This is a genomic window from Synechococcus sp. R6-10 (assembly GCF_047461815.1).
Lineage (GTDB): Bacteria > Cyanobacteriota > Cyanobacteriia > Thermostichales > Thermostichaceae > Thermostichus.
On sequence record NZ_JANSHW010000126.1, the window covers coordinates 1 to 13,424 of the forward strand.

Annotated in this window: 8 protein-coding genes and 1 pseudogene; 3 read left to right on the plus strand and 6 right to left on the minus strand. The window is 58.2% G+C overall.

Going from position 1 to position 13,424, the window contains the following annotated elements; all coding sequences use genetic code 11:
* Positions 1–235: pseudogene (locus NW837_RS04155) on the plus strand (hypothetical protein); the annotation flags it as partial.
* A gap of 99 nt (positions 236–334) precedes the next feature.
* A complete protein-coding gene (gene dxs / locus NW837_RS04160; RefSeq protein WP_414329390.1) occupies positions 335–2,281 on the plus strand; it encodes a 1-deoxy-D-xylulose-5-phosphate synthase in 1,947 nt (648 codons plus the stop codon).
* A 13-nt stretch (positions 2,282–2,294) separates the two neighbouring features.
* Here dxs and NW837_RS04165 read toward each other — a convergent pair whose 3' ends face one another.
* From NW837_RS04165 to fbp, 3 genes are all read right to left on the minus strand, one after another.
* Positions 2,295–3,206, minus strand: a complete 912-nt coding sequence (locus NW837_RS04165; protein ID WP_414329391.1) for a tetratricopeptide repeat protein — start codon at positions 3,204–3,206, stop codon at positions 2,295–2,297.
* A 193-nt stretch (positions 3,207–3,399) separates the two neighbouring features.
* On the minus strand, positions 3,400–4,953 hold the full coding sequence (gene zwf, locus NW837_RS04170) for a glucose-6-phosphate dehydrogenase (protein WP_011433572.1): 1,554 nt from the start codon (positions 4,951–4,953) through the stop codon (positions 3,400–3,402).
* Positions 4,954–4,990: 37 nt separating this feature from the next.
* Positions 4,991–5,989, minus strand: a complete 999-nt coding sequence (gene fbp, locus NW837_RS04175; protein WP_011433573.1) for a class 1 fructose-bisphosphatase — start codon at positions 5,987–5,989, stop codon at positions 4,991–4,993.
* Between the two features lie 358 nt (positions 5,990–6,347).
* On the opposite strand from fbp, the gene ilvD reads away from it, so the two are divergent.
* A complete protein-coding gene (gene ilvD, locus NW837_RS04180; RefSeq protein WP_414329395.1) occupies positions 6,348–8,045 on the plus strand; it encodes a dihydroxy-acid dehydratase in 1,698 nt (565 codons plus the stop codon).
* 114 nt (positions 8,046–8,159) lie between these two features.
* Here the strand turns inward: ilvD and NW837_RS04185 are convergent, their stop codons facing one another.
* The 3 genes from NW837_RS04185 to NW837_RS04195 all read right to left on the minus strand — a co-directional run bounded on the left by NW837_RS04185 (position 8,160) and on the right by NW837_RS04195 (position 13,274).
* Positions 8,160–10,160, minus strand: coding sequence for a PhoX family protein (locus tag NW837_RS04185; RefSeq protein ID WP_414329392.1), 2,001 nt, complete (start codon positions 10,158–10,160; stop codon positions 8,160–8,162).
* Between the two features lie 350 nt (positions 10,161–10,510).
* Positions 10,511–11,959, minus strand: coding sequence for a DUF2079 domain-containing protein (locus NW837_RS04190; protein WP_414329393.1), 1,449 nt, complete (start codon positions 11,957–11,959; stop codon positions 10,511–10,513).
* 181 nt (positions 11,960–12,140) lie between these two features.
* Positions 12,141–13,274, minus strand: coding sequence for an anhydro-N-acetylmuramic acid kinase (locus NW837_RS04195; RefSeq protein ID WP_414329394.1), 1,134 nt, complete (start codon positions 13,272–13,274; stop codon positions 12,141–12,143).
* Positions 13,275–13,424 lie beyond the last annotated feature (150 nt).

Below are 13,424 nucleotides of genomic sequence, written 5' to 3' on the forward strand. Positions count from 1 at the left end.
GCAATCCTATCGCAGTGGGAAGCAGTTTAAGTGTGGGCACTGTGGATGGGAAGGGGATGCGGACTGGAATGGTGCAAACGTAATTGCGCTTTTGGGGGCTGCCGTAAACCAGCCCAGAGGTTCGAGTTTGTTTTGTTCTCTGGGAGAGCATAACAGGCTCAGGGCTACTGAAAGCCCGCACTGTACTGCGAAGCAGTCAGGGTCGGGTAGTTTACTGCCCTTGGCCCAGCATTAAGGGGGATCCCTGCATTCCTTGAAGTTTTGAGAGGGAGGGCTACAAAACCCCTCCTGAAAATGAATTAGAGTGAGATCACACCGGAAGGACGAGTCCATTATGCACCTGAGTGACATCACTCATCCCAACCAGCTCCGAAACCTGAACCTGAGCCAGTTGCGCAGCCTAGCCCGCCAGATTCGCGACAAACATCTGCAGACGGCTGCCAATTCCCCGGTCGGCTGTCATCTGGGGCCAGGGCTGGGGGTGGTGGAGCTGACCTTGGCCCTCTACAAGACCCTCGATCTGGATCGAGACAAGGTGATCTGGGATGTGGGGCACCAGGCTTATGCCCACAAAATGCTCACCGGCAGGTACCACAATTTCCACACATTGCGCCAGAAGGGGGGGATTTCCGGCTACCTGAAGCGCAGCGAGAGCCGCTTCGATCACTTTGGGGCGGGGCACGCTTCCACCAGCATCTCGGCAGCTTTGGGCATGGCCATCGCTCGGGATCGGCGGGGAGACAACTTCAAGGTGGTGGCCATCATTGGGGATGGTGCCCTGACCGGAGGCATGGCCTATGAAGCCATCAACCACGCCGGGCACCTGCCCAAGACCAACCTAATGGTGGTGCTCAACGACAACGGCATGTCTATTTCCCCCAATGTGGGGGCGATCCCTCGCTATTTAAACCGCCTGCGCCTCAGCCCGCCGGTGCAGTTTTTGGCCGACAGCCTAGAAGAGCAACTGAAGAACCTGCCCCTACTGGGATCCAGCCTCAGCCCAGAAATTGACCGCCTCAAGGAAACGGTGAAGCTGGTTACCGCTGTGCAAAACAACAAAGCCGGCATTATCTTTGAGGAGCTGGGCTTTACCTACGTGGGGCCGGTGGACGGGCACAACCTGGCGGAGTTGTTGGATGCCTTTGAGTTGGCCCACGGCATCTCCGGCCCGGTACTGGTGCATGTAGCTACCGTCAAAGGCAAGGGCTACCCGCCTGCCGAAGCGGAACAGGTGGGGTATCATGCCCAATCCCGCTTCGACCTGGCCACCGGCAAGCCCTACCCGCCCACCAAGCCTAAGCCCCCCAGCTACAGCAAAGTCTTTGGCCATGCCCTCTGCAAGCTGGCCGAGCGGGATCCCCGCATCATCGGCATCACCGCCGCTATGGATACGGGCACTGGCCTGGATAAGCTCAAGGAAAAGCTGCCGGATCAGTTTGTGGATGTGGGGATCGCCGAGCAGCACGCTGTAACGTTGGCGGCTGGCATGGCCTGTGAGGGAATGCGGCCAGTGGTGGCCATTTATTCCACCTTCTTGCAGCGGGCCTACGACCAGATCATCCACGATGTCTGTATCCAAAAGTTGCCGGTCTTCTTTTGCTTGGATCGGGCGGGAGTTGTAGGAGCCGATGGCCCCACCCACCAAGGCATGTACGACATCGCCTATCTGCGCTGCATTCCGGAAATGGTGCTAATGGCTCCCAAAGATGAAGCGGAGCTACAGCGCATGGTGGTGACCGGGATCCAGTACACCCAGGGCCCCATCGCCATGCGTTACCCGCGCGGATCTGGCGTGGGGGTGCCTCTGGCAGAAGAGGGATGGGAACCCCTGCCCATCGGCAAAGCCGAGGTGTTGCGCAGCGGCGGCGAGGTGCTGATCCTGGCCTATGGGTCGATGGTGCATCCCAGCCTGCAGGCGGCGGAGATCTTGAAAGAACACGGCATCTCAGCCACGGTGGTCAATGCCCGCTTCGCCAAGCCTCTGGATACTGAGCTGATCCTGCCTTTGGCCGAACAGAGCCGCTTGGTGGTGACGGTGGAAGAAGGCTGCCTCATGGGCGGGTTTGGCTCGGCAGTGGGGGAAGCCCTCCTGGATGCCGATATCCGGGTGCCTCTTTTGCGCCTGGGGGTGCCAGACATTTGGGTAGAACATGCTACTCGTGAAGAGTCTCTTGCAGACCTTGGCCTCAACAGTGCCGGGATTGCCGAGCGGATTCGGGCCAAGTTTCAGGCACGAGTTCTCAAGGGATCCCCTGCAGAACTTCCCACTGTCAATTCCTAAATCTATCCTGAATCTATTCTGAGAGGCCCATCCGCCGGTTGAACTGCTCGATAGCGGCTTGCTGCAGAGCTTCTGCAACAGGGCGGGTGCGCAGGAGGATCTGCACATCTCGCAGCAGGTTTTCTCGCCACAGGTTCTCCCGCAACACCTGCAGGCGGGCGTAGTTGGGATCCAAGCGCATGGCCTTTGCCCCCAGTTCCTCAGCCCGTTCGGTTTCTCCCCGAATGTAGAGGGCAGTCGCCAGGGCCAAATAGGGCTCTGCTACGGCATTGTTCATCTCTATCGTGCGTTCCCAGCGATCGATGGCGGCGTCCAGATCCCCCTGCTCATAGTCCACCAAGCCCATGTTGTTCATGGCCGGCCAGTAGGCGGGATCCAACTGCAAGGTCTTCTCATATTCCTGCCGGGCCGCATCCCACCGATCCAGCATGAGGTAGGCATTGCCCAGTTGGAAGCGGGCATTGGGGTTATCCGGTTGCAGGGCAACCGCTCGTTCCAGAGTCTCAGCGGCGGCAAAGTAGCTGCCCTGCCGCAAATAAGCCGATCCCAGCGAGTAGAGGACATCCCCATCTTGAGGAGATAGGGCGCGGGCCTTTTGCAACGATGCAATGGCTTGCTCCAAGTCCCCCAGTTCTAGGTGGACGTTGCCCAAAACATAGAGCAGCTCTGAGGAGTTGGGCACCATGGCCACGGCCAGTTGCAGGCGGCGCAGCGCTTCTTCCGTTTGACCAAACTGGGCCAGCCGCAGCGAGTCGGTGGCCAGTTGTAGCGCTTGGGCCTGCATCAAGCCCCCATTGGGCAGAGGGACGTGCAGCAACACCTGGGCCTGGGCAGAGCTCCACCCTCCCATCCCCAACACAACTGCCAGGCCCACCGACAAGGCTCGCCAGGGCCGGACGGATAACCGGAACAACAGTGGCGGCATGATACCCACGCAATAAACAGGCCATGCCCATGTTAGCTGCAACAGCCGGGGATCCCTACGTCTTGGTGTTCTCTTCTGCAGCGGCCATTTGAAAGGGCTCTTGAGCTGCTCATGCTCTTCTGCCTGTTGCTGAGGGTGCCCCGGCTTACACAGAGGTGGATAGGCCATGGTTTACCAGCCGAGAGCAGCCAAATCAGAGGCGCCGCCACCGCCGCCCCGATTGGGTGAGCAGATCTTCGGCAGCCTTTGGCCCCCAAGTGCCGGCCTCATAGGTGAACAGAGGCGGTGCAGCACCGCCGCCATTGCCGCTGCCGGGCTCAGACTCCCAGGCCGATAACACCGGCGTCACCACCCGCCAGGCCGCTTCAACCTCATCGGCACGGGTAAACAGCGTTGGATCTCCCAACAGACAATCCAGGAGCAGGCGATCATAAGCATCCGGTGTACTCGCTCCAAAGGCAGTCCCATAGCGGAAATCCATGTCCACCGAGCGAGTGCGGATCTCTGGCCCCGGCATCTTGGCCTCAAAGCGCAACGAGATGCCCTCATTGGGTTGGATGCGCAGTACCAGGATGTTGGGACTCACCTCCCGAGCTGCCGATTGGAACAGGGAAAGGGGCACCTGCTTAAAGTGAATGGCCACCTCCGAAACCTTCTTGGGCAGGCGTTTCCCAGTGCGCAAGTAGAAGGGCACCCCCTTCCACCGCCAAGTATCACACTCCAGTTTCAGAGCGACGTAGGTGGGGGTTTTGGACTGGGGATTGACATTGGGCTCCTGCCGATAGCCCAGCACCGGCTTGCCGGCAATCCAGCCAGGGCCGTACTGCGCCCGCACCGCTGCGGCTGCCACATTGCGGGGATCCGCTAGGCGGGTGGCCTGCAGCACCTTGGTCTTTTCGTTGCGCACCCCATCGCTGCGCAGTGAGACAGGTGGCTCCATGGCCGTCAGGCAATAGATCTGCATTAGGTGGTTTTGCACCATGTCTCGCAGGGCGCCGGCAGTGTCGTAGTAGCCGGCCCGATCCTCCACCCCCACCGTCTCCGCCACGGTGATCTGCACATGGTCGATGTAGTTGCGGTTCCAGAGAGGCTCGAAAATGGCGTTGGCAAAGCGGAAGACCAGCAGGTTTTGCACCGTCTCTTTGCCCAAGTAGTGATCAATGCGGTAGATCTGCTCTTCCTGGCAAATTCGCTGCACAAGGCGGTTGAGTTCCTGGGCCGAGGTGAGGTCGTGGCCAAAGGGCTTTTCGATCACCACCCGCGTTTTGGTCGGATCGGCCACCATGCCAGCTGCCCCCAGCTGTTGGATGGCCTGGGCATAGAAGTCCGGCGCCACCGCCAGATAGAACACTCGGTTGCCGCGGGTGCCCCGCTCTTCGTCCAGCTGGCTGAGCAGCTGCTTTAGGCGCAGATAGCTCTCAGCATCTCCGATATCGAGGCGGCAATAGAACAGGCGGCTGGCGAAGTCCTGCCAGAGGGCCTCCGGCCCCAAGTCCTGGGGGGCAAACTCCTGCACGGCAGCCCGCATCTTTTCCCGATAAACCTCGTGAGTCCAATCGCGGCGGGCCACCCCCACCAAAGTAAACTCCGGCGGCAGCCGCCGCTGCCCAAACAGCCGGTAGTAGGCCGGGAGCAGCTTGCGGGCGGCCAGATCCCCAGAAGCGCCAAACTGCACCACAATGCAGGGATCCGGGGTGCGTTCTTGGTTGAGACCAACGCGAAGGGGGTTTTCTGCCAGGGTTACCATAGGCCAGCTTGGCTCAAAGAGAAGGATTGGGAAGAACCTAGGGCACCAGAGAACCCTCTAGGCAGCGCAGCACTTCTTCCACGTTCTCGCGGCTGCCGATGATAAGGGGCACCCGTTGGTGGAGAGATTGGGGGACGATGTCTAGGATGGCCTCGGTGCCGGTGGTGGCCGCCCCGCCCGCCTGCTCGGCCAGAAAAGCCAGGGGGTTGGCCTCGTACATCAGGCGCAGCTTGCCCTCCGGTTTTTTCTGGGTGCCGGGATAGAGGTAAACTCCGCCCTGCAGGAGAATGCGGTGAAAATCCGCCACCAGAGCGCCGCTGTAACGGGAGATGTAGCCATCGCGGCGGTGAACATACCGGACATAGTTCTGGATCCCTTCGCTCCACTGGCAAAAATAGCCCTCGTTGAGGCTGTAGACGGAGCCGCGTTCAGGAATGCGGATGTCGCTGCGGGAGAGGATAAATTCCCCCAAGCTGGGATCCAACGTAAAACCGTGTACCCCCTTGCCGACGGAATAGACCAATTGGGTGCTGGGGCCGTAGAGAATATATCCCGCAGCCAGTTGGCGACGGCCCGGTTGCAGCAGGTCTTGGTTGTCCGCTTCCGGGCGATCCTCAAGAGGGTGAAGGACGGAGAAGATGGAGCCGACGCTGAGGTTGGCGTCAATGTTGGAGGATCCATCCAGGGGATCGATCATCAGGGCCAGGCGGCTGAGGGAGCAGTTTTCCGGCAGGCGAGCCGGGGTTTTCATCTCTTCCGAGACCAGCCGACACACCAGGCCCGTTTGCTCCAAAGCGCGAATGAAGGCCCGGTTGGCATAGTCATCCATCTGTTGCTGTTCTTCCCCTTGGACATTGAGGCTGCCGGTAACCCCCAGCGCCCCTTCGATCAGTCCTGCCTGACTCAGCCGCCGGGCAATCATCTTGCCGGCCAGGGCAATGCGGTTCATCAGGGCGCTGAAGTCTTGGGCCTCTGCCGTAAAACTGCCAAACTGCTGTAAAACATGACGGGAGAGGGTGAGCACATCCCGCAACATCTCCCGTGAGGACTCCGTCCCGCTAACGCGGTCGGCGCTGCTGGGCACTGCAGGCGAGGGGAGAGGAGAGCTGAGAACCATACGAGGCTTCGCCAACACGAAGGGGAAACACCAACACCCAGGATCCCTGGCCCCCATGTCTTGACTCGGTCTCGCTAACGCGATTGGAACCTGGGATCCCTTCTATTAGGTAGGCTGGCCGATCCTCGGCGCAGGTGCAGACAACTTACAGAGTTGCTTCAGATTTGGTTTGGATCCCTCTTTCCGGGAAAGCTCATGTTCCCCCGAAGAAACGCGGTAGGATGAGTTCTACCCCTTTTCTCCTCTCCCTACTTCGTCCCGGTTTCCTCTTGCAATGATGGCCAATTCCCCTTTCCCGCTGCGCAGCCAAGTGGTTACCCAGGGAGTACAGCGCTCCCCCAACCGCGCCATGCTCAGGGCCGTAGGCTTTCGCGACGAAGACTTCGGCAAGCCCATTGTCGGCATTGCCAACGCCCACAGCACCATCACCCCCTGCAACATGGGGATCCAAACTCTGGCGGAGCGGGCGGAGGCGGCTTTGAGAACGGCGGGCTGTATGCCCCAGGTGTTCGGCACCATCACCATCAGCGATGGCATTTCCATGGGCACGGAGGGGATGAAATACTCGCTGGTGTCGCGGGAAGTGATTGCCGATTCCATCGAGACGGTGGTCAACGGCCAGAGCATGGATGGCCTCTTGGCCATTGGCGGCTGCGACAAGAACATGCCGGGGGCGATGATCGCCATGGCCCGCCTCAATGTACCCTCGATCTTCGTCTACGGCGGCACCATCAAGCCGGGTCACTACAATGGCCGCGACCTCACCATCGTCAGCGCCTTTGAAGCGGTGGGGGAGTTCAGTGCCGGGCGCATCTCCGAGGAAGAGCTGCTGGCGGTGGAGCGCCATGCTTGTCCCGGTGCCGGATCCTGCGGCGGCATGTACACGGCCAACACCATGTCCAGCGCGTTTGAGGCTATGGGGATGAGTCTGCCCTACTCCTCCACCATGGCTGCAGAAGACGAAGAGAAAGCCGAAAGTGCCGCCCAATCGGCCAAGGTCTTGGCAGAGGCCATCAAAGCCAACCTCCGCCCCCGCGACATCATCACCCGTAAAAGCATTGAAAATGCCATCTCGGTGATCATGGCCGTAGGGGGATCCACCAACGCCGTGCTCCACTTTCTGGCCATTGCCCATGCGGCAGAAGTGCCCCTCACCCTAGAGGATTTCGAGACCATTCGTGCTCGCGTGCCTGTCCTCTGCGATCTCAAGCCTTCAGGGCGGTTTGTGGCCACCGACCTGCACCGGGCCGGCGGGATCCCCCAAGTGATGAAAATGTTGCTCAACCATGGCCTACTGTACGGGGACTGCCTCACCATCTCCGGCCAGACCATCGTCGAAGTCCTGCGGGATGTGCCGGACGAGCCTAGCCCGGATCAGGAGGTGATCCGCCCCTGGCACAGCCCCCTGTATCCCCAAGGGCATCTGGCCATCCTCAAGGGGAATCTGGCTCCCGAAGGAGCAGTAGCCAAGATTACCGGCGTCAAGAACCCGAAAATTACCGGGCCGGCGCGGGTCTTCGATTCAGAGGAGTCCTGCCTGCAGGCCATCCTCTCCGGCCAGATCCGAGCAGGGGATGTGGTGGTCATCCGCTACGAAGGCCCCAAAGGTGGCCCCGGCATGCGGGAGATGCTCTCGCCCACTTCGGCCATCATCGGCGCCGGCTTGGGGGATAGCGTTGGCCTGATCACCGATGGCCGCTTCTCCGGCGGCACCTACGGCATGGTAGTGGGCCATGTGGCTCCCGAAGCCTATGTGGGGGGCACGATTGCCCTGGTGGAGGAAGGGGATCTCATCACCATTGATGCCCCGGCTCGCCAGTTGCACTTGCATGTGAGCGAAGAAGAGCTGGCCCGCCGCCGCGCCCGCTGGTCTCCTCCTGAGCCTCGCTACAAACGGGGCACCCTAGCCAAGTACGCCAAGCTGGTCTCCAGCAGCAGCCTGGGGGCAGTGACGGATTTAAACCTGTGGGATTAATTCCTCGTAGCCCTGGCGTCTCAACCTAACCTGAAGCGACTATGAGTGCGAGAAAGCGGCAGAGAGAAGGGATCCCTGCCGCTGGGTTTTATGGGCTGACGGCCTCAGAGACAACTAGGTACCGATGATCCCGCCGTCATTTTTGGTGATCACCACCACCGCCGAGCGGGGGTAGAGATTGGGGTCGTAGTCTGGCCAGCGGGAATTGACCTTGCCGGCAGCAAAGTCGTCCTCGCTGGTGCTGGCGCCTGGGTGCTGCACGTTGATGAACATGGTGCGCTGATCGGGAGTGGTGACCACACCGGTGATCTCCTGCCCAATCGGCCCGGTCAAGAAGCGGCGAATTTCCCCTGTATCCGGATCGGCAGCCAACATTTGGTTATTGCCAAAAGGAGCAAAATCCCCTTGGTTGAGATTGCTTTCGCTGGTGTCGGTCTGGATCCAGAGGCGACGGCTGGCATCGAACCACAGCCCATCGGGAGAGTTGAAGATGTTATCTGCATTGAGGGGTTGACCTGATAGGGTGCGGCTATCTTCAGGCGGCCCGGCCAAGACAAAGAGATCCCACTCAAAGCGGGTGGCTTGAGGCCGGTCGTTGGCTTCCTTCCAGCGGATGATGTGGCCCCACTTGTTTTTGGGACGGGGGTTGGCAGCGTTCACCTGGTCTTGTTCCCGACGGCTGTTGTTGGTCAGGGTGAAGTAGACCATGCGGGTTTGCGGATCCACCGCTCCCCACTCAGGCCGGTCCATTTTAGTAGCACCGACAAAATCCGCCGCCGTGCGGGTATTCACCAACACATCTGCTTGGCTGGTGAAGCCGTTTTCCGGGGTTAGACCGTTTTTCCCAAACACCAGCGGCAGCCACTCCCCTGTGCCATCTTCGTTGAACTTGGCCACATACAGGGTGCCATTGTCCAACAGATGTCCACCCGCCGTTTCCTTGCGGTAGGGCTCGGCAGAGACGTACTTGTAGATGTACTCAAAGCGGGCATCGTCCCCCATATAGGCCACAATCGGCTGGCCTTCCACCGGCGGCTGAAACACCACGCCTTCGTGGGCGAAGCGGCCCAGAGCGGTGCGCTTCTTGGGAGTGCTGCTGGGATCAAAAGGATCGATCTCCACCACCCAGCCAAAGGTGTTGGGCTCATTGCGGTAGTCTTGGGTGGCATCCGCAGCGGTGGGGGTGGCATTGAAGCGGATGAACTCGTCCGCCTTGTTGCTGGCCAGCTCCCAGCCGTAGCGAGAAGTCTCGGTGCTCACGCCGTAGCGCTTGTGCTCCCGGGGCAGGTTGGGCTTTTGGTCGGGGCCTTTGCTGGTGTTGCTAAAGTAGCCCGCCCAGTTCTCCTCACAGGTGAGGTAGGTATTCCAGGGAGTGACGCCGTGGGCGCAGTTGTTCAAAGTACCCCGGGTCATTGTGCCTTCAGGGCTGAACTTGGTTTTCACGAAGTCGGATCCCCGCACCGGGCCGTGGATCTCCATGAGGGTAAGACCGGTGATGCGGCGGTTGAGGCGATCCCGCACCACAGTCCAGTTGCCGTCCCCCTGCTGCTTGATGTGGACAATGCTCACCCCGTGGGCGTTCAGCTCTTTGAGTACTTGATCGGGATCGCGGCTGCCGTCGGGATTGACCGGATAGTCCTCGTCGTCAAACTTTTGCCCCTTGGCGGCAGCGTGCATGAAGCGCGGCTCCACATACTCGTGGTTGAACACCAACAAGCCCTCATCAGAGCGGCCCTGCCAGGGATCCTTCCCATCAATGGGGAAGAAGTGCATGCCGTCGTGGTGGCTGCCCACCTGCATCCCTTGCTCGGCGCCGGTGTTTTCCAGCTTGAACTGTGGGTAGGTGCCGGTGATGGGGGTACCCCAGGCCAGCAGCGGTCGAGCCGTGTAGCCTTCGGGCACCACCACTTTGTCTTCTGCACTCACGGGGATCGCCTTGAAGCCCAGCAAGGAGCTGCCGCTGGCCGCTTTGGCAGATTTGGAAGCGCCGTTTAGCGCCGGCAGGCCGAAAAAGGTGGCCACCGCTGCAGCAATTCCCCCCTGCAACACTTGACGCCGCTGCAAACGGCTCTCCAGGATGCTGCTGAAAGTGGGGTTGGGAGAGTGGTTACACATAGGCTCGTCTCCAGGACGAAGCTTAGGGCCATGCGAATGGATACTCATGTTGACTTCTCCTCTTGTCTTGACAAGTTTTGTTTAGAAACTTGACGAGTCTTATAAAACAGCACCTAACCCCTGCGCTACTCTATTCGCGCATGAGGATAGGCACTACAAAGTTTAGTGGCTTGAAGTTAAGAGAAGACTAAGCTCAGATTAAGCCTTGCAAGTGTAAACAATTTCTTTAGATTGAAGCAGCAGTTTCTTAATCATTTGTTGCAACGAGAAGAAGACTTGGTTTAAGTCAATTAGATCAAGTGCCAATAAAGTAGTCTGCAGTCCTTAGAATTGCGATTCTTATGCGATTCTTAGAGGTCTTTTCGTAACCTAGAGAACAAATACACCCCATCTTGGTGGTACAGAAGCTGGAATTGAGTTTCCTTCTGTAAAGCTTCAATCAGGACACGGGAAAACTCTGGACTGCTGCGCCACCCCGGATGACGGGTGTTGAGCAACACATAATCAAAGGGATCCCATTGAGAAGGCGGGGATCCATTGAAGCGGCCCTCGTCTGTAAAGTAGATTACAGGTCGCTGGGTGAGGTGAGGGCTGATCTCGTGGGTGGTGAGGACGCCCCCTTGGGTGGTGATCTGGGCAAGAGCCTGTCGGGTTGCCTGCCAAGTGTCCAGGGAGCTGAGATAAATCGAGCCGAAAAAGGTGTATTTCCCCAAGGCCAAAAAGGCCAGCGAAGACCAGATCAGGGGCAGTTTTCCATCTTTTATAAAATGGCTCTGGAAGAGGTGATTTTTCACATTCTCGATGACAGCTAAGAACAAGAAAGGAACGATAGGCAAAGCGTACTGATGCACCAGATCTCGATAGGCGGGGTTGCTGGAGAGTATATTCAAACCCAGGGTAGGCAGGGCAGGGATCCAGGGATCCCAGTGTCGCCAAGAGAGGCCCCAAGCCAAAGGCGCAACCAATAAAAATCCATAAAACAGGGTGTCCAGAGAGAAGACTTTGCTCAAAACCAGCATCGGTCTCAAGATTAAACCTTGAACAATTTCCGCAACAGAATTCCCTAGATAGTCGTAATGAGAAACGGCTGCCGGCTCGCTGCCGCTGAAGTAAGGGATGATCCCAAAAGTGGCTATCCCAAACCAAGCCGATCCTGCTGCAATTGCCGTCCAGCCGCCCACTTGGCAGCGCCATTGCCAGCGTTCTTGAATTCGTCCTCTTTCCCAAAGCAACAGCCAGGCTCCCAGGGCGACAACATTGAGAGACAACACTGCCTTACAGCCAAGAATGCCGCTCAAACAGAGAAGGAACCCCCACAATTTTCCAGAGCGAATGCAGAGCACAGCCGCCAAGAAAAGGGGAACGGCCAAAACCTCTGGATGAAAATCAAAAAGGTTGGCGTTAAAAATGGCCGGATAGAGAAGATAGGCTGTGGCAATCACCATCACTTGGCTGGGATCGACCTTGGCCTGAAGTGCAAGGTGATAAATAGCCAATGCTCCCAAGGTTAACGCCAGGGATTGGAGCCCAAACAGCCAATAGACCGAGGGGACAATGCGATACAAGAGGCTGATAGGGTAGAGAATAAAGGCTGCATGATCTCCAAGGATATGGATCCCTCGAATGGTCGAAAACGGAACCTCTCCCCGACTGATTAGATAGATGGATTGGTCGAAGATGCCAAGATCATATCCTCCAGACTGAAACAGGTGATGCCGGACAACACTACAGCCAAAGAGAATGAAGAAATTAAAAATCATGATTGCCAGCAGAAGTGGAGGCAGAGGACGATCCTTCATAAGAACTAGGGCTTTTGATTTATAGATCTTGGCAAGGTAACTTTATCGCTTTTCTCAGCCTTGCGTGACATCCTAGCGAGATCTGGATTCGGCAGAGGCTCCGCCGCAATTCCGGACATTTCTCTTTCCTCGGGAGTATGAGGAATGGCTCAAGCTTGTTGGAGATAACGATACAGATGAGTTAGGACTGGTTACGACAAGAGGGTGTGATTTGGCCCAAGATGGCAGCATGTCTTGCCCCAGTTGCTTCCGGTAAATTGTTGGTCTTACCTTGCCAGGTTTTATAGGCCAATACCGCGAAGGCAAGGGCCTCTTTGGCCTTAGAAGGGATCCCCACTTGGTCGGAAGTCAACAGGGTTGTGGTCGGCAGTTGCTCCTGCAGCAGTTGCATGAGAACAGGGTTTTGGGTGCCGCCACCGCTGAGAATAACTTGATCTGGGGTCGCGGGCAAAAAGTCCCTATAGGCTTGGGCAATGGAGCAGGCTGTGAACCCCGTGAGGGTGGCAATACAGTCGTGGGCGGATATAAATTGGGTCCAAATTCGCTCCAAATAAAGGGATCCAAAATACTCTCGGCCAGTGGTTTTGGGCGGTGCCTTTTGAAAATAGGGATCCCGCATCCATTCTGTAATTTTTTCCCAGTGGATCTGGCCTTGGGCAGCCCATTTTCCGTCGCGATCAAAGGCTTGATGTCCCTGACTGGCCCGCATCACCGCCAAATCAATCAAAACATTGCCGGGGCCAGTGTCGAAGGCCAAGGGGGATCCCCCACTGCAGAGGCTGGGGAGATAGGTGAGGTTGGCAATACCGCCGATGTTCTGGGCCACACGATGAAGGTGGGGATGCCTCAACAGCAGCCAATCCACAAAAGCTACCAAAGGTGCGCCTTGGCCTCCTGCTGCCATGTCCCGCGCCCGAAAATTGCTCACCACCGGGATCCCGGTCAGCTCGGCAATCACCGCAGCTTCACCGATTTGCAAAGTCGAAGCTTCTGGCCCACTGGGGTTATGCCAAAGGGTTTGGCCATGGCTGCCGATGAGATCGATCTGTTGGGGGGTGAGATGGGCCGCCTGGATCCCTTGCAAGGCCGCTGCCGCAAAAGCTCGACCCAAGCGAAAGTTCAAGGTGCAGATGTGATCTACCGTGCCGGTTTTGGGATCCGCAGCCCGCAAAATCTCCGCCCGCAGCGTTGGGGAATAGGGGATCGTCTGGAAATGCATTAACTCCCACTGTAGGGAATCGTCACCCTCCAGGTGGACGATGGCTACATCGATCCCGTCTACAGAGGTGCCCGACATTAAGCCAATGACAATCATTTTGCTGGCGGCTCAACCAGAGGCTTGAGAAGGTCTAAAGTTTTGCCCCCTTTCCCCTTCCCCTTTTTAGGATACAGGCAGGGTATCCAGAGCTACCGTGTGGGGGACTATGAGTGAAGCCATCCGCTACGACCTTCTGTTGGTGGGGGG